Raw genomic sequence first — 17,054 nt, 5'->3', positions numbered from 1 at the left:
CTTTTCGGTATATGACTAGTCATGAAATTTAAATGACTAGTCATATACCGAGGTGCAGCATGAAGAACACACTACCGGCAGATTTTTTATGGGGTAATTCCGTCTCCAGCATGCAGACGGAAGGCGCATGGAACGAGGGTGGCAAGGGGATGTCGGTGTACGATATTCGTCAACCGGCCGAATTCGCCTCCGACTGGAAGGTGGCGACCGACGCTTATCATCGCTTTCGTGAAGATTTCGATTTGATGCAGGATCTGGGCATGAACTGCTACCGCTTTCAGATCGCCTGGAGCCGGGTGTGCCCGGAGGGGGATGGCGCATTTAATGAAGAGGGGATCGCTTTCTATCATCAGTTTATCGATGAGCTTATTGCCCGCGGCATCGAGCCGATGATCTGTCTGTATCATTTTGATATGCCGCTCTCTCTGGCGGAACGCTACAACGGTTTTACCGACCGTCGGGTCATGGACGCCTTTATCCGCTATGGCCAAAAGATGATCGCCTGCTATGGGGATAAGGTGAAGTACTGGCTGACCTTCAATGAACAGAACCTCTACCATTCACCGGAAGCGTTTCTGATTTCCGGCTACCTGCAGGGAGAGAAGACCCTGCGCGAGCTATATCTGATCCAGCATCATGTCATGATGGCGCATGTCCATCTGACTCACTATCTGCACCAGACGAAGCCGCAATGTCTGATGGGCGGGATGCTGGCTCACGCGCTGGTCTATCCAGCCACCTGTAAGCCGCGGGATATTTTCTGCGCCCAGCAACTGGATGAGTTTTTAAACCAGAACCTGCTGCGAGCCTATGCCGGCGAAGGTTACAGCCCGGAGGTGATGCACGTTGTCGCCCGCGAGGGCTTTGACGATATCTATCGTCCGGAGGATCTTGCGCTGATGGCGACGGTGAAGGTCGATTATCTGGCGTTCAGCTATTACGCCAGCCGCACATTGAATAGCGACGCCATCCCGCCGGGAACCGCGGTCAATAACTATATGTTATTTGGTAACCAGGATAACCCGTTCCTGAAAGCGACGGAATGGAACTGGCAGATTGATCCGCTGGGTTTCCGGGCGATCATTACTCGCTACTATAACGACTGGCGCCTGCCGGTGTTCCCGATTGAAAACGGCATCGGGGTGATCGAATCCTGGGACGGTGAACATCCCATTGCCGACGATTATCGTATCGCCTACCATCGCGACCATATCAACGCCATGAAAGCGGCCATCTTTGAGGATGGGGCGCAGGTGATTGGCTATCTCGGCTGGGGATTAATCGACATCCTGAGCTCACAGGGCGATATGCGTAAGCGTTACGGCGTGGTGTACGTCAATCGTGAGAACCATGACCTCAAGGACCTGCGGCGGGTGCCGAAGAAGAGCTATGCATGGCTGAAGCAGGTGATCCGCAGCAACGGCGAAGCGATGTAACGCTGCCCTGGCGGTCAGATGGTGTATCCTGCCCGCCAGCCACTCACTGAATGGATAAGGACCGGGAAATGACGGCGAAGTATCTGCAAATCGCGCGGGAGATAAAAAAACGCATCATCAGCCAGCAGTATCCTGCCAGCGCGCCGCTACCCGACCAGTTTGCGCTGGCGGCAGAGTTCAGTACCAGCCGGATGACCATCCAGCAGGCGATGCGCCAGTTAATCGTCGAAGGGCTGATCTATACCCGTAAAGGGCAGGGCACCTTTGTGCGGAAAAATTTCCTTCAGCTGTCGCAGTGGGAGCTGCCCGGCAGCGACTATTTCGGCGCCACCAAAACCTGGGAGCATCTTGGCGAGGTACAAAGCGAAGTGGTGCGCTTTGCGGTGCGCTTTCCCAGCGACAAGGAGCAAAGTTCGCTGCTTATCGACGCCGATGCCCCGGTGTATGACTTTGTTCGCCTGCGGCTGCTTAACGGCGAGCCGGTATCGCTGGATCTGACGGTCATGCCGGTGGGGCTGGTGCCGGGGTTAACCAAAAGCCATCTGGAAGGTTCCGTGTTTCGCTACGTACAGGAGACGCTGGGGCTGAAGCTAATGGGCTCTTACCGTGTGGTGCGGGCGATGAAACCGGACGAGCTGGACAGGCAGCATCTTCACTGCGAGCCGACCGATCCGGTGCTGGAGGTGGAGCAGGTTATCTATCTCGAAGACGGCACGCCGCTGGAGTATGCCCACTGCCATTATCGCTACGATCACGGCGGGATTATTCTGGTGAATAACGGCTAGATCGGGGGAGGTCGCCTGTTTGCATAGTGCTTAGCAGGGCCAGGGTGTTGGCAGGTTTGGTCGTCCGGGAAAATGCCGATAAAAAAACGGCGGGCATCAGGCCCGCCGTTTTTCTTGTCATACTGAACTTAGTTCAGACGCACCGGCATACCGGAGCGGTTCTGGATAGCCTGCTCAACCACATTCTGATCAACATCAGACTGGCTGGTAACTGCCTGTACCGGCTGGGTCAGGGTGATCGGCACGATCTCGCCGCCCTGGAACTGCGCTTCGGTGGTCGACAGCGGGTTGTGCACCTCGATATAACGGCTGCCATCCGGTTCGGTGGTCGCTTTTACCGGCTCATCGATAAACTGTACGCGGGTGCCGACCGGCACGTTCTCAAACAGGAATTTGATGTCATCGTTGCGCAGACGTACGCAGCCGTGGCTTACGCGCAGGCCGATACCGAAGTTAGCGTTGGTGCCGTGGATGGCGTACAGACGACCGATATACAGCGCGTACAGGCCCATCGGGTTATCCGGACCAGCCGGTACGACGGCAGGCAGCGGGTTGCCGGCGGCAGCGTATTCCGCATGCATCTTGGCGGTCGGCGTCCAGGTCGGGCCGGCCTTCTTACGTTCGACTTTAGTAGTCCAGTTGATCGGCGTATCTTTACCCAACTGGCCGATGCCGATCGGCAGAACGATGACGGTGTTGGTGCCTTTCGGGTAGTAGTACAGACGCATTTCCGCGCTGTTGATAATGATCCCTTCATGCACCGTATCCGGCAGGATCAGCTGCTGAGGAATGTTCAGTACGCTACCGCCTTTCGGCAGATAGGTGTCCACCCCCGGGTTGGCTTCCAGCATGTTGGATAGCCCCATCTGATATTTCGCCGCGAAGTATTCCAGCGGCTGCTTGTTATCATCCGGAATGGTGATGACCTGGTTCTGACCAACCAAACGGCTGCCATCGGTTGGCAAAGGATAGGTGACAGCAGACGCTGTATTGCAAAAGCCTACGATGGCGAAGGCTGCCGCTAAGAGTGTAGATAATTTCATAGTCTTTAATGTCGTGTGCGAAATCAACGCCACACAGGCCTTTGTTAAATGATTCAGACAGTAGATGGGAGCGCATTATATGTGCATTCCGCTGAACAGGTAAATCAGATGTGTACGAAATCACATTTTTTTCCCTATCGCTTCGGCTGCCGCACGCCGGCGGGCGATGCAAGCCCCCCCACCGGGTGAAAAAAACCGTTATTCTTCCAGCAGACGGGTCTGCAGGGCGGCGCGAACCGGGCCGGTGAGCTGGTACTCTTCTGCCAGCCAGGCGTCGATGGTGCCATAGCGCTGCTGAATGGCCGACAGCGCGGCAGCAAGATAGGACTCTTTCACCGTCAGGATATCCGCCAGACTCTGGCGCCCCTGGGCCGTCAGGTCGTTGCCGAGCATATCCAGCATCCAGGCCTCCACCTGCGTCAACATGCCGTGGGTAAGCAGGTACTCCTCCATCACCGTTTCGCTGTCGCAGCCGACGGCGAACAGGGTTAACGCGCAGCCGACGCCGGTGCGATCTTTGCCGACCGCGCAATGTTGCAGTAAGGCACCGTCAAAAGGGGTGGTGAGCCACGCGGCGAGCTGGCGATAGGCCGGGTTGTTAAAGGGCAGCTGGCGATAGAGTTGCAGCATAAACTGTTCGCCGTTCAGCGCGTTGAGGGTGGCGGCATTCAGCTCGGTAACCTTCGCGTTGACCTCGCTAACCGGTGGATTGGCCGGCGCGTTAAGATAGTGTGTGAGCGGGCTAAGTTTGTCCGGGGTACGGGCCACCTCGCCGGGGTCGCGATAGTCGAGTACCCGGCTGAGCGGCAGGGTGTCCAGGTGGTTGAGATCCTCTGCCGTTAACCGGTTTAGCGCGCCGGAACGCAGCAGCTTGCCGCTGCGTACACGGCGTCCGTCGGCGGCACGCTGGCCGCCCAGGTCGCGAAAATTAATGCCGCCCTGCAGTGATAAAAAGGCCGGATGTCGCGGTAGGCTGGTGGTCATAGGGCTCCTCATAATGACGTACAGAATAACCGTTTGAGCGCGGGGCGCAGGCTCGTCTGACAAAGACCTTAGCACAAGCGCCGCGGTGGAATTTACCGCAGGCCGTGAAAAGTGTGTCATTTGCTGGCATAATGTCTGCTGTATCACACCCCTCATACTCTTTTTTCAGGATATCCCCGTGCTAGTATCCAGCAACGTTACCATGCAGTTTGGCAGTAAGCCGCTGTTCGAAAATATCTCCGTTAAATTTGGCGGCGGCAACCGTTATGGTCTGATCGGCGCCAACGGCAGCGGTAAATCGACCTTTATGAAGATCCTCGGCGGCGATCTCGAACCGACGCTGGGCAACGTTTCTCTCGACCCGAACGAGCGCATCGGTAAGCTGCGTCAGGATCAGTTTGCCTTTGAAGCGTTCACCGTGCTGGATACGGTCATCATGGGCCACGGCGAGCTGTGGGAAGTGAAGCAGGAGCGCGATCGCATCTACGCCCTTGCGGAGATGAGCGAAGAAGATGGCTACAAAGTGGCCGACCTGGAAGTCAAATATGGCGAAATGGATGGCTACTCGGCGGAAGCGCGCGCCGGCGAACTGCTGCTCGGCGTCGGCATTCCGGTTGAACAGCATTACGGCCCGATGAGCGAAGTTGCGCCGGGCTGGAAGCTCCGCGTCCTGCTGGCGCAGGCGCTGTTTTCCAATCCGGATATCCTGCTGCTCGATGAACCGACGAACAACCTGGACATCGATACCATTCGCTGGCTGGAGCAGACGCTGAACGATCGCGACAGCACCATGATTATCATTTCGCACGACCGTCACTTCCTGAACATGGTCTGCACTCACATGGCGGACCTCGACTACGGCGAGCTGCGCGTGTATCCCGGCAACTACGACGAATACATGACCGCGGCTACTCAGGCGCGGGAGCGCCTGCTGGCGGACAACGCCAAGAAAAAAGCACAGATTGCGGACCTGCAGTCCTTCGTTAGCCGCTTCAGCGCCAACGCCTCTAAATCGCGTCAGGCCACCTCGCGCGCGCGCCAGATTGACAAAATCAAGCTGGAAGAAGTTAAAGCCTCCAGCCGTCAGAACCCGTTTATCCGCTTCGAGCAGGACAAGAAACTGTTCCGTAACGCGCTGGAAGTGGAAGCCCTTACCAAAGGCTTTGATGAAGGTCCGCTGTTCAAAAACGTTAACCTGCTGCTGGAAGTGGGTGAGAAGATTGCCATTCTGGGCGCCAACGGCGTGGGTAAATCCACCATGCTGAAAACCCTGGTAGGCGAACTGCAGCCGGATAACGGCAGCGTGAAATGGTCTGAAAACGCGCAAATTGGCTACTACGCGCAGGATCATGAGTACGAGTTCGAAAATGACCTGACGGTCTTCGAGTGGATGAGCCAGTGGAAGCAGGAAAGCGACGACGAGCAGGCGGTACGCAGCATCCTCGGCCGTCTGCTGTTTAGCCAGGACGATATCAAAAAGCCGGCAAAAGTACTTTCCGGTGGCGAGAAAGGGCGCATGCTGTTCGGTAAGCTGATGATGCAGAAGCCAAACATCCTGGTGATGGACGAACCGACCAACCACCTGGATATGGAATCCATTGAATCGCTGAACATGGCGCTGGAGATGTATCAGGGCACCCTGATCTTCGTCTCCCATGACCGTGAGTTCGTTAGCTCGCTGGCGACTCGCGTACTGGAGATAACCCCAGAACGCGTAATCGATTTCAGCGGCAACTACGAAGATTACCTGCGCAGCAAAGGTATTGAGTAATCCCTGTCCGTGACCCGGGTGGCGGCTACGCCTTACCCGGGTGACTAACGACATGAAACGCCGGGGCCGTATGACGATTAGACCGGCATACCCAGCGCCCGTTTGCCGTGAATATTCAGATCCTCCAGGGTAAAGCGGCCCTGCCAGCTGGCTTCATAGTCCTCACGCGGGAAATCCCCCGGCGAGGCGCCTTTTTCCAGGGCGATTTTTACTTTCTGCGCATAGGCCAGGTTCTTTTCGCACATCGGCGCGGCGGGGATATACATGACATTGCCCCAGCCTTGTTGATTTTCCACCGGCGCCACCGAGTGAATGACGTCGCAGTGCCACCAGACCGAATCACCGGCATTCAGCGCCGGAATCGAACTTAACGCTTTAATTAAGAGCGGGTGCCATTGCGCTGAGATCGGCAGCACTCTGCCCGGCGCGACGCCGCACAGCTCATCCTCTGGCACATCGTCAAGCAGCGGGCGCAGCAGCACATAAGCCATCGCCTCGGGGATCGGCACCACGTGCAGCAGCCCCTGTCCCGGGATCATGTCCGACAGCGCGGTCCAGCCCTGGAAGGTGCGGAACACCGAGCATTTGGTGGTGTTATCCACGGTGTACTCTTCCACTTCGGTACGGTGCGCGGCGTCCCACGGGTCGTAGGCGTCGATATTGCCATTAAAGACGTTGGCGAAAACCTGCTGGTAGGCAGGGAGCAGCCAGCGCTCCAGCGCCCCGGAATCGGTATGCGCGCCCAGCCCCTTCGAGGTGGTTCCCGGCGGGCGGCGGCGGATACGGTCGGGGTAAATCACGCTGACATCCGGCTCGAACCAACGCGTGCCGTCCTGCTCAAAGCGCCACAAGCGGTTGAGGAAAGATTGCACTGCCGCCATTTCCTCGCTCTGGCGCGCCTGCATTTGTGAGGGCGACCAGTAGATCGGGTAGATCTCCGGACGCGAAGCCTCCAGCGAACCGAAGAAGCTGTCGCCAGGTCCTTTGTAAACGTCATCGAAGTGGTTCAGGTCGAGGTATTCCAGCATCGCGTTGTCCCAGGCCAGCGCCTGGTCGCGCGGGAAGTGCCCCTTGATCACCGCGCAACCGCGGCGTTTAATCGCCGCGCGCTGGGCATCGCTCACTTTTCCTTCGGCGATATCGCTGAACGGGATTGTCGGCCAGACCTCCTGGCCTGCGGCTTTCAGGGCCTCAATCTCTTCCAGACGCTCTGTGATGTGCGCGGAAAGTTTATCAAATACCGCCTGAACGTCGCCGATTTGCGCCCGTAAGGCCTGTTTCATCTGGCGAATCGCCGCTTTGTGATCGGCGGGAAGTGTTTCGTGGGTCGGGAGAGCAGCCATAATAACCTCGCTGTATCTTTCATTCGAAAGTATTAAATATTACAAACGTTAATTTAAGTTAAAATGGAGTTAATGCAAGTTTAAAATCTTGCTGTTGCGCACAAAATGGAATAGCCGGGGCGCTATACCCCGGTGAAGCGTTAGTCGTTGAAGGGAGCGGAGCTGTCGAGGACGGCCTGAATGACGTTCAGCGCGCCGTCATGGTTATTATCGTCAGTAGCGTATCCGGCGATAGCCTTGATGCTGTCGGCGGCGTTACCCATGGCGAAGGCGTATTTCACCAGTTTCAGCATTTCGGCGTCATTGCCGCTGTCGCCGATGGCGACGCACTGCTGCGGCGAAAGGTTCCAGCGCTTGAGCAAGCGGCTGATGCCATTGGCTTTATGCAGGCCAGGGATAATCAAATCGACAAAGCCAAAGCCGCTGGTGACCGGCTTCATGATCCCGTCGAGCGACACATGGAGTTTATCGATCAGCTGCGGGATCTCGCTGTCTGGCAGATTAAGCGAGAATTTAAACAGGGTGTCGTTGATGGCGTGATAGTCCCTCACCCGCTGCAGGCGATGGTAGTGCTTCGCCATCAGCTCGACGAAGGCATCCGGGGCTTTATCGCTGACGTAGGCGCTCTGCAGGCCGCAGGCGACAAAGTTGAGCTGTGGATCTTTGAGCAATTCGCCAATCACCACCTGTGATTCGTGGCGGGTCAGTTCGCCGTGGAACAGCTGCTTGCCATGTTCATAAACCAGAGCGCCGTTTTCTGCGACGAATGAAATCTGCTCGCGAATTTCCGGGAAAAATGAGATCAGCTGATAGTACTGGTTGCCGCTGGCGACAACAAATTCAATACCTTGCTGCTTGAGCTGCGCAAACTGGGCGAGGAAACGCGGGCGGTCGTACTGCTTGGCGTCATTGAGAAAAGTTCCGTCCATATCGGTGACGATAACTTTAACGGTCATAAGAGAGTGCTCCTGGCTTAACTTCGACCAGTAACATTCTAATTACAATGTGATGGGGAGCACAAATTTATTTCGAATGAAAGTGCACGCAGAGAGAAAATGCCGGGTGGCGGAGTGGCCTTACCCGGCCTGCTGAACTGGGTTGGCCCGCTCAGCGTAGCGCCAGCGGGCACGAAGGGTTACAGCGTATGCTCGGTACGGGCGATGATATCGTCCTGAGTATCCGGCGACAGGGCGGTGAAGAACGCCGAGTATCCAGCGACGCGGACCACTAAATCGCGGTACTGGTCAGGATGTTTCTTCGCCTCCAGCAGCGTGTCGCGCGACACGATGTTGTACTGGATATGCCAGCCTTTATGCACCTCGAAGAAGGTACGCAGCAGCACCATCAGCTTCTGTTTGTCGGCCTCATTCTCCAGCGTTGACGGATTCAGCTTCTGGTTAAGCAGCACGCCGCCGAGGATCGCCCCGGTGGGCAGTTTACCCACTGAACTGATGACCGCCGTCGGTCCCAGATGGTCGGTACCGGAGGCCGGGCTGGCTCCTTCTGCCAGCGGAGCGTGCGCTTTACGGCCATCCGGTGTTGCCATGGTCTGCGCGCCGAACGGAACGTTGGCGGAGATAGACGACGTGCCGGCGTAATAGTTGCCGCCAATCGGGCCGCGGCCATAGCGCGGGTTGTGATACTGCTTCAGCTCATCGATGTAGGTCTGGTAGGCCCGCGCCAGCAGTTCGTCGACGCTGTCATCATCGTTACCGTACTTCGGTGCGCCGTTAATCAACCGCTGACGCAACTGCTCGTGAGTTAGCCCGGCAAAGTCTTCCGCCAGCGCCTTCGCCAGCTCCTGTTGGCCGATGGCGCCCTGATCGAAGACCAGTTTTTTCACCGCCGCCAGGCTGTTGCCGAGGTTGGCGATGCCCACCTGCAGGCCGGAAACCCAGTCATACTTCGCGCCGCCTTGCTTGATGCTCTTCGCCCGTTCGATACAGTCGTCGACCAGTGCCGAGCAGAGAATATCGTGAACGTTCTCCTCAAGCATGGTATCGACCACATATTCAATCTCAATTGATTTACGGGTGTAGTAACGAATCTGACGGTCCCAGTCGGCCAGCACCTGATCGAAGTTAGCGAAGTTGCCTTTCGACAGGGCGTGCTCCTGTGGCAGGAACACCTCGCCGCTGGTGGCATCGCGGCCGCCTTCCAGCGTCGCCAGCATCACTCGCGCGAAGTTAATGAAGCTCATGCCGGTGCAGCGGTAGCCCCATTTGCCGCCGACCGCGGTTTCGATACAGCCGATGGCGGCGTAATCGTAGGCGTCCTGCGGCTCGATGCCCAACTTAATGAATTCCGGGATCACGATCTCGTCATTGTTGAATGCTGGCATACCGAAACCGCAGCGGATCACCTGGACGCAGGCGTCGAGGAAGTCGTTGCTCATCCCGGCGTGGTAGCGCACGCTGAGGTTCGGTTGGGTAGAACGCAGGCGACCGCAGGATTCAAGGATGGCATACGACAGCGGATTGACCGCGTCCTGTGGTTTACCGTCTACCAGATTCTGGCCGCCAATGGTGACGTTCTGGTACAGCGGGCTGCCAGCAGAGGCCTTGGAGTGTGAGCCGGAGCGGATCTTGTTGACCTCCAGCAGCTTCAGCCAGCAGCTGTGCAGCAGCTCAATGGCCTGTTCGCGATCCAGCGATTGTTGCAACTCAACGTCGCGGCGGTAGTACGGATAGAGATACTGGTCCATGCGGCCAAAGGAAACCGAGTGACCATTGGATTCAATTTGCAGGATCAGCTGAATGAAGTAGCACAACTGCAGCGCCTGCCAGAAGGTTTTCGGCGGCTCATGGGCGATGACTTCACAGTTTTCAGCGATCGTCAGCAGTTCGTCGCGACGCTGTTCGCGCGCCTCTTTTGCCGCCATTTCGCGTGCCAGCGCGGCGAAGCGTTTGCTGTGATCGCTCACGGCTTCCAGCACGATATCAATCGCTTTCAGGAATTGCTCGCCGTGCAGGTCTTCCAGCACCGTCAGGTTAATGCGCGACCGGCGTTCGGCGACTTTCGCGCGCATCCCGTCGAGCCCTTTCTCCAGCAGCAAGGGATAGTTGACCGCGAGGTGAGCATCGCCGGAGGTCATATTGCCTTCCGCCTTAATAATGCCGGTGGCGAGCAGCGCTTTTTGCTCATCGGTAAACATACCGTAGCAACGGTCCTGCACGGTCTGGCCGCGCCACCATGGACACACTTCATGCAGTACGCGTTTGTTCTCTTCGCTGACCGAGAAGCCGGCGCCCGGGCGGTCGGCGAGATCGTCGATCTCTTTCTCAATCCAGCTGACGGTGTATTCCGGGAAAATCGGCGCAGCGCGCACTTCGCTGGCCTGGTTGCCGACGATCAGTTCGTCGTGCTTGATCCAGATGGTGCGCTCCGCCAGATGGTGAGCCAGCGCCAGCGCACGGCGCACCGGGATCGGTTTATCGAGATGCTGCTGATACATCTCCGTATAGTGGCGGGCGCGCTCGGTACAAACTGGCGGCTTGACGATATGCACCAGCGCCATTTTATGGGCCTGGATGCGGGCGCTGAGGGTGTTGAGTTTCAGGGTAGTCATAAGGTTATCCTCGTAAGATCGCCGTTAGCCCCTTGCTTTGCGCGTAATTCTGCGCAAAGGCGAGCAGCTCAGGAGCATCCAGCGGTTTGTCCGGTGCGGTATAGGGCTGACTGAGTAATTGGTATTTATTCATTCCCAGCGTGTGGTACGGCAGGAAATGGATCTCGCTGACCTGTAAACGGTCGGCAGCAAAATTGATAATGGCGCTAATGTCGTCTTCGCTGGCGTTGAATCCCTGGATTAACGGCACGCGAATAATCATTTTTTTCCCTGCCTGCGCCAGACGCTGCAGGTTATCCAGTACCCGGCGGGCGCTGCCGTCGGTCCACTGCTGGAAAATGGCCTCGTCGACGTGCTTCAGATCGGCGAGAAACAGGTCGACAAAGGGTAAAGACGGTTCAATGTATTTCCACGGCACGTGCAGGCAGGTTTCGACGGCGGTGTGAATACCTGCCCGATGGCTTGCTTCGAACAACGCCTGCGCCAGCGTCGGGTTCATAAAGGGTTCGCCGCCGGAAAGCGTAATACCGCCGCCGCTGCGATCGTAGAATGGTTTATCACGCAGCACCGTCGCCATGATCGCTTCGACGCTTTTTTCCTCGCCGCAGACCGTCAGCGCGGTCGTGGGGCAGCAGTCGCGCAGCGCGGTAATATGCTTGTCGTTAACGTTTTGCCGATGAATGATCAGGCCATCCAGGGTGCGGGTGATAACCACCGGCGCTGCCTGCTGGCACAGATCGCAGCCGGCCAGACACAGGCGCGGGTCATACAGCAGATCTTCGCTGCGGGCGCGGCTTTCCGGGTTCTGGCACCAGCGGCAGCCCAGCGAGCAGCCTTTCAGGAAGACGACGGTACGGATCCCTGGGCCGTCATGGGTGGAATAGCGCTGGATGTTGAAGATCATGGTTTACCCTCTTGTTTGCGTATGAATATAAAAACACTTTCGAATGAAAGTTATATTGACGTAAATCAACAAGCGAGAGGGGGATGAGCCAGCGGGGAGAAAATAACGAGAGAGGTCACAAAACCACCGGCGACTTTCGTTGCCGGTGGTGGGGGGTTAATGCGCGCCGCAGACCTCGCACTGCGGGTGACGCATCAGCTTCATTTCGCGAAACTGACAGGTCATGGCATCGTACATCACGATTTTTCCGCGGGCAGGGGTACCGTAGCCGGTCAGCAGTTTAATGGCCTCCATCGCCTGCAGCGAACCGATAGTGCCCACCAGCGGGGCCATTACCCCGGCTTCGACGCAGGTGAGGGCATTTTCGCCGAACAGCCGGCTCAGGCAGCGGTAGCAGGGTTCGCCCTCCTGATACGTGAAGACGCTGATCTGCCCTTCCATGCGGATCGCCGCCCCGGAGACCAGCGGGATGGTGTGCTGGAAACAGCCGGCGTTGAGCTGGTTACGAATGTCGACGTTGTCGGTGCAGTCGAGCACCAGATCGTGATCGGCAATCTGCACCGCCAACGCCGTCTCATCCAGCAAGGCATTGAGCGGCACCAGATGAACGTGCGGATTAATGCGCGCCAGTGCCTCGCGGGCGGAATCCACCTTCGGCTGGCCGAGGGTGGCGTTGCTGTGCAGCGTCTGACGCTGGAGATTGGACAGCGAGACGGTATCGAAATCGAGCAGGGTGAGCTGACCCACCCCGGCGGCGGCCAGATACTGGGCGGCGGCGCAGCCAAGCCCGCCGAGGCCGACCACCAGCACGCGAGCAGCCTTTAACCGCTCCTGGCCGTCAAAGTCAAAACCGCGCAAGACGATCTGCCGGTTATAGCGCAGCATCTCTTCATCGCTCAGCTCCACGGTCATTACAGCCCCCCAAACAGGTGACTGAACGTTTCGACCTCGACCCATTCGCCTGCTTCAACGTGGCCGCGCTCACGCTCGAGCACGATAAAGCAATTGCCGAGGCTGAAGGAACTAAATATGTGCGAGCCCTGATGGCCGGTGGTGGTCACCACCAGCTCGCCGTCGGGGTTGCGCTGCAAAATACCGCGCTGAAAATCGAGGCGGCCCGGGGACTTTTTCAGCCGCGTGGCGGCGCGGACCCGCAGGCGGGTTGCCTGAAGCGGGCCGTGCTTGCCAGAGAGCTTCGCCAGCAGCGGCTGCACCAGCTGACAGAAGGTAACGGTGGCGGAAACCGGGTTGCCCGGCAGGCCGCAGAACCAGCTGCTGCTGAGCTTGCCGAAGGCGAAGGGTTTGCCCGGCTTGATTGCCAGCTTCCAGAAGCCGATTTCGCCCAGTTCTTCAAGAATGGTTTTGGTGTAGTCGGCTTCGCCCACCGAGACGCCACCGGAGCTGATGACCACGTCGGCCTGCTGGTCGGCGGCGATAAAGGCGTCGCGAAGCTTCGCTGGGTCGTCAGGAATAATGCCGAGATTAATGACTTCGCAGCCCAGCTCTTGCAGCATCAGGTGCACCGCCAGACGGTTGGTATCGTAAATCTGGCCGTCGCCAAGCGGTTGACCCGGCAGCTGCAGCTCATCGCCGGTCGAGAAGACCGCGACGCGAACCTTGCGCACCACCTCGACCTCGGCAATGCCCAGCGAGGCCAGCACCGGCAGCTCGGCCACTGTCAACGGGGTTCCCGCAGGGAAGACCACCGCGCCGTGGGCGATATCTTCTCCGCGACGGCGAATATGCTGCCCGGCTTTTACCGGCGCGGTAAAGCGCACGCCGCTGTCACTCTGTTCGGTCTCTTCCTGCATCACCACCGCATCGCAGTCTACAGGCACCGGCGCGCCGGTCATGATGCGGATACAGGTACCCGCCGGCCAGGTCTCGTGAAACGGTTGGCCGGCAAAGGCCTTACCAGCGACCGGCAGCGCGGCACCATCGCGAAGGTCGTTCAGCCGGACGGCATAGCCATCCATCGCTGCGTTATCAAAGCCGGGAACATCCAGCGGGGAGACGATGTCATGGGCGGTGACGCGCGAGAAGGCCTGCAACAGCGGTACAGTTTCCGTCGCGCTCAGCGGCGTAATACGATCGAGCATCTGGGTGAGGGCTGTGTCGAGCGGCATCAGTCCGGCGGTAAAATCCATGGGTCACTCCTGCGGGCAAAACAGCGAAAACGCCTATTATGGCAGAAAAGCAGCGCGGGCAGTATGCCACCTGGGTACGAGGCTTTACATCGCCCGCCGCTCTTTCTATATTCAAAAATTGTATAAGACATTCAGCAATATAATGATATCAATACCCTTATTCATGACGTGACCGGCGCCGCGACGCGGTACGACAGGGCAGGGGCTATCCACTTCATCGTTAAGGACTGGCGAAATGGGCAAGGCGGTTATAGCAATTCACGGCGGCGCAGGGGCGATTTGCCGCGCGCAGATGACGCCGGAGCGAGAGCGGGAATACGTAGCGGCGCTGTCGACTATCGTCGAAAGCGGGCAGAAAATGTTGGCCGCGGGCGCCAGTGCGCTGGATGCCGTGACCGAGGCCGTTCGGCTGCTGGAAGAGTGCCCGCTGTTTAACGCCGGGATGGGCGCGGTATTTACCCGCGATCAAACCCACGAGCTGGATGCCTGCGTAATGGATGGCTACAGCCTGCAGGCGGGGGCAGTGGCTGGGGTCAAACATTTGCGTAACCCGGTGCTGGCGGCGCGTCTGGTGCTGGAGAAGAGCCCGCACGTGCTGCTGATCGGCGAGGGGGCAGAAAATTTTGCCTTCTCCCACGGGATGGCGCGCGTGGATAACGATCTCTTTTCCACTCCTGAAAGACTGCTGCAGCTGCAGGAGGCGAAAGCGGACGGAGAGATTATCCTCGACCACCACGCCGCTCCGCTCGACGAACGCCAGAAAATGGGCACCGTCGGCGCGGTGGCGCTCGATCTGGCCGGCAATCTGGCGGCGGCGACCTCCACCGGCGGCATGACCAACAAACTGCCCGGACGCGTCGGCGACAGCCCGTTGCCGGGCGCGGGATGCTATGCCAACAATGCCAGCGTGGCGGTCTCCTGCACCGGCACCGGCGAAGTCTTTATGCGTACCCTGGCGGCCTACGACATTGCCGCTCTGATGGAGTACGGTCAGCTGAGTCTTTACACCGCTTGCGAACGAGTGGTAATGGAGAAACTGCCGGCTCTCGGCGGCAGTGGCGGGTTGATTGCCGTCGATCGCGAAGGCAATGTCGTTTTACCGTTTAACAGTGAAGGCATGTACCGCGCCTGGTGCTATGCCGGCGATACGCCGACCATTGGCATTTATCGCGAATAGAACAAGGGAGAGGGAGAGTGCCGCAAACTCACGAAACGGATACCTGCGAAGTGCTGGTGGTGCGCAACCTGAACGTCGCGTTCCGCCAGCAGGATGCACCCGAGGTGCAGGCCGTGCGTCAGCTTTCCTTCAGTCTGCGCCGCGGCGAGACGCTGGCGATAGTGGGTGAGTCCGGTTCGGGAAAATCGGTGACCGCCCTGGCGCTGATGCGTTTGCTTGACGCCGCCAGCAGCGAAGTGAGCAGCGAGGGGCTGTGGCTGCGACGGCGTAACCGGCAGGTGATCGCGCTCAATGAGCAAACGGACGCCGAGATGCGCCGGGTACGCGGCGCGGATCTGGCCATGATTTTTCAGGAGCCAATGACCTCGCTGAATCCGGTCTTTACCATCGGTGAACAAATCGCCGAATCCCTGCGCCTGCACCAGGGGTTGGGGCGCGAAGAGGCGCTGCGCGCGGCGAAAAAAATGCTCGACCAGGTGCGTATCCCCCAGGCGCAAGAGATGCTCTCGCGCTATCCGCACCAGCTCTCCGGTGGCATGCGCCAGCGGGTGATGATTGCCATGGCGCTCTCCTGTCGGCCGGCGGTGTTGATTGCCGATGAGCCAACCACCGCGCTGGATGTCACCATTCAGGCGCAAATTCTGCAGCTTATTGCTGTCCTGCAAAAGGAGATGGCGATGGGGGTGATCTTTATCACCCACGATATGGGCGTTGTGGCTGATATCGCCGATCGGGTGCTGGTGATGTATCGCGGTGAGGCGGTAGAGACCGGCAGCGTCGAGGAGATCTTTCGTTCACCGCAGCACCCTTATACTCAGTCACTGTTGGCGGCGGTCCCACGGCTGGGGGAGATGCGCGGCCGGAATTTACCGCGCCGCTTTCCGCTGCCGGGCCAGCCGCTGGCAGAGAGCGAAACGCCAGATACGGTGGTCGCCGGCGAGCCGATCCTGCAGGTGCGTGACCTGGAGGTCCGTTTTCCGGTGCGCGGTGGGCTGCTCAACCGCGTGACGCGCGAAGTGCATGCGGTGGAGAAGGTGAGTTTTGATCTCTGGCCGGGGGAAACCCTGTCGCTGGTGGGCGAATCCGGCTGCGGCAAGTCGACTACCGGCCGGGCGCTACTGAGACTGGTCGAGACCCAGGGAGGCACTATTACCTTCGACGGCCAACGGATTGATACGCTCTCCGGCAGCAAGCTGCAGTCTCTGCGGCGTAATATTCAATTTATTTTTCAGGATCCTTACGCCTCGCTTGATCCGCGTCAGACGGTCGGTGACTCGATCATGGAGCCGCTACGGGTGCATGGCCTGCTGCACGGCGAGGCGGCGCGGGAGCGGGTTGCCTGGCTGCTGAAGCGGGTGGGGCTGCAGCCGGAGCATGCCTGGCGCTACCCTCACGCCTTTTCCGGTGGCCAGCGGCAGCGGATCTGCATTGCCCGCGCGCTGGCGCTGAATCCGAAGGTGGTGATAGCCGATGAGTCGGTATCGGCCCTGGATGTCTCCATCCGGGCGCAGATTATCAATTTGATGCTCGACCTTCAGCGCGAGATGGGCATCGCGTTTCTGTTTATTTCCCATGATATGGCGGTGGTGGAGCGCATCAGCCACCGCGTGGCGGTGATGTACCGCGGTCGGATTGTCGAAATTGGTCCGCGCCGCGCGGTGTTTGAAAACCCCCAACATCCTTATACGCGTAAGCTGATGGCTGCCGTACCGGTCGCCGACCCGACCTATCGCCATCCGCAGCGGATCCTGCTGTCTGATGATGTCCCGGGGAATATCTATAAGCGGGGCGAAGAGATCGCCAGCGCGCCATTGCAGCAGGTAGGGCCGGGCCATTTCGTCGCCCGCGAATCCGCCGATGTGCTGGGCTGAACATAACAACACATAACGCACCTTT

12 protein-coding genes and 1 pseudogene are annotated in these 17,054 nt (G+C 58.6%); 5 read left to right on the top strand and 8 right to left on the bottom strand.

What is annotated here, in order from left to right; genetic code table 11:
• Window positions 1-59 precede the first annotated feature (59 nt).
• On the top strand, window positions 60-1,436 hold the full coding sequence (locus LGL98_RS17035) for a glycoside hydrolase family 1 protein (protein WP_136029555.1): 1,377 nt from the start codon (window positions 60-62) through the stop codon (window positions 1,434-1,436).
• Between the two features lie 68 nt (window positions 1,437-1,504).
• Window positions 1,505-2,221 carry a GntR family transcriptional regulator gene (locus tag LGL98_RS17030; RefSeq protein WP_136029552.1) on the top strand — a complete coding sequence of 239 codons (717 nt, stop codon included), beginning with the start codon at window positions 1,505-1,507 and terminating at the stop codon, window positions 2,219-2,221.
• 128 nt (window positions 2,222-2,349) lie between these two features.
• On the opposite strand, the gene ldtB is transcribed toward LGL98_RS17030, so the two are convergent.
• Window positions 2,350-3,264 carry a L,D-transpeptidase gene (ldtB, locus tag LGL98_RS17025; protein ID WP_002895871.1) on the bottom strand — a complete coding sequence of 305 codons (915 nt, stop codon included), beginning with the start codon at window positions 3,262-3,264 and terminating at the stop codon, window positions 2,350-2,352.
• A gap of 198 nt (window positions 3,265-3,462) precedes the next feature.
• Window positions 3,463-4,378 (bottom strand): annotated as a pseudogene (locus LGL98_RS17020) (tyrosine-protein phosphatase).
• A 48-nt stretch (window positions 4,379-4,426) separates the two neighbouring features.
• On the opposite strand from LGL98_RS17020, the gene LGL98_RS17015 reads away from it, so the two are divergent.
• Entirely contained in the window at window positions 4,427-6,019 is a 1,593-nt protein-coding gene (locus LGL98_RS17015) for an ABC-F family ATPase (RefSeq protein ID WP_025714150.1), read from the top strand.
• Between the two features lie 77 nt (window positions 6,020-6,096).
• Here the strand turns inward: LGL98_RS17015 and LGL98_RS17010 are convergent, their stop codons facing one another.
• The 6 genes from LGL98_RS17010 to moeA form a co-directional block, all read right to left on the bottom strand.
• Window positions 6,097-7,362 carry a DUF1479 domain-containing protein gene (locus tag LGL98_RS17010; RefSeq protein WP_136029548.1) on the bottom strand — a complete coding sequence of 422 codons (1,266 nt, stop codon included), beginning with the start codon at window positions 7,360-7,362 and terminating at the stop codon, window positions 6,097-6,099.
• 140 nt (window positions 7,363-7,502) lie between these two features.
• The gene (locus LGL98_RS17005) at window positions 7,503-8,318 is read right to left on the bottom strand and encodes a Cof-type HAD-IIB family hydrolase (RefSeq protein WP_136029546.1); all 816 of its coding nucleotides are present in this window, start codon (window positions 8,316-8,318) and stop codon (window positions 7,503-7,505) included.
• 179 nt (window positions 8,319-8,497) lie between these two features.
• The gene (locus LGL98_RS17000; protein ID WP_136029544.1) at window positions 8,498-10,930 is read right to left on the bottom strand and encodes a formate C-acetyltransferase/glycerol dehydratase family glycyl radical enzyme; all 2,433 of its coding nucleotides are present in this window, start codon (window positions 10,928-10,930) and stop codon (window positions 8,498-8,500) included.
• Between the two features lie 4 nt (window positions 10,931-10,934).
• Entirely contained in the window at window positions 10,935-11,834 is a 900-nt protein-coding gene (locus LGL98_RS16995; protein ID WP_136029542.1) for a glycyl-radical enzyme activating protein, read from the bottom strand.
• 156 nt (window positions 11,835-11,990) lie between these two features.
• The gene (moeB, locus tag LGL98_RS16990) at window positions 11,991-12,746 is read right to left on the bottom strand and encodes a molybdopterin-synthase adenylyltransferase MoeB (protein ID WP_136029540.1); all 756 of its coding nucleotides are present in this window, start codon (window positions 12,744-12,746) and stop codon (window positions 11,991-11,993) included.
• Complete coding sequence (moeA, locus tag LGL98_RS16985) at window positions 12,746-13,981, bottom strand: molybdopterin molybdotransferase MoeA (RefSeq protein ID WP_136029538.1); 1,236 nt, start codon at window positions 13,979-13,981, stop codon at window positions 12,746-12,748. Before moeA ends, moeB begins: the two co-directional genes overlap by 1 nt.
• Window positions 13,982-14,216: 235 nt before the next feature.
• Here moeA and iaaA point away from each other — a divergent pair, with 235 nt between their 5' ends.
• Together iaaA and gsiA are read left to right on the top strand one after the other, a co-directional pair.
• Window positions 14,217-15,158 (top strand): beta-aspartyl-peptidase, encoded by a 942-nt coding sequence (iaaA, locus tag LGL98_RS16980; RefSeq protein WP_136029536.1) that lies wholly within the window; start codon window positions 14,217-14,219, stop codon window positions 15,156-15,158.
• A gap of 17 nt (window positions 15,159-15,175) precedes the next feature.
• Complete coding sequence (gsiA, locus tag LGL98_RS16975) at window positions 15,176-17,029, top strand: glutathione ABC transporter ATP-binding protein GsiA (protein WP_136029534.1); 1,854 nt, start codon at window positions 15,176-15,178, stop codon at window positions 17,027-17,029.
• Window positions 17,030-17,054: the final 25 nt, after the last annotated feature.

Source organism: Klebsiella africana (assembly GCF_020526085.1).
GTDB lineage: Bacteria > Pseudomonadota > Gammaproteobacteria > Enterobacterales > Enterobacteriaceae > Klebsiella > Klebsiella africana.
Note: the sequence above shows the minus strand (reverse complement) of the source record. Positions and strands in the feature narration are given on the sequence as shown.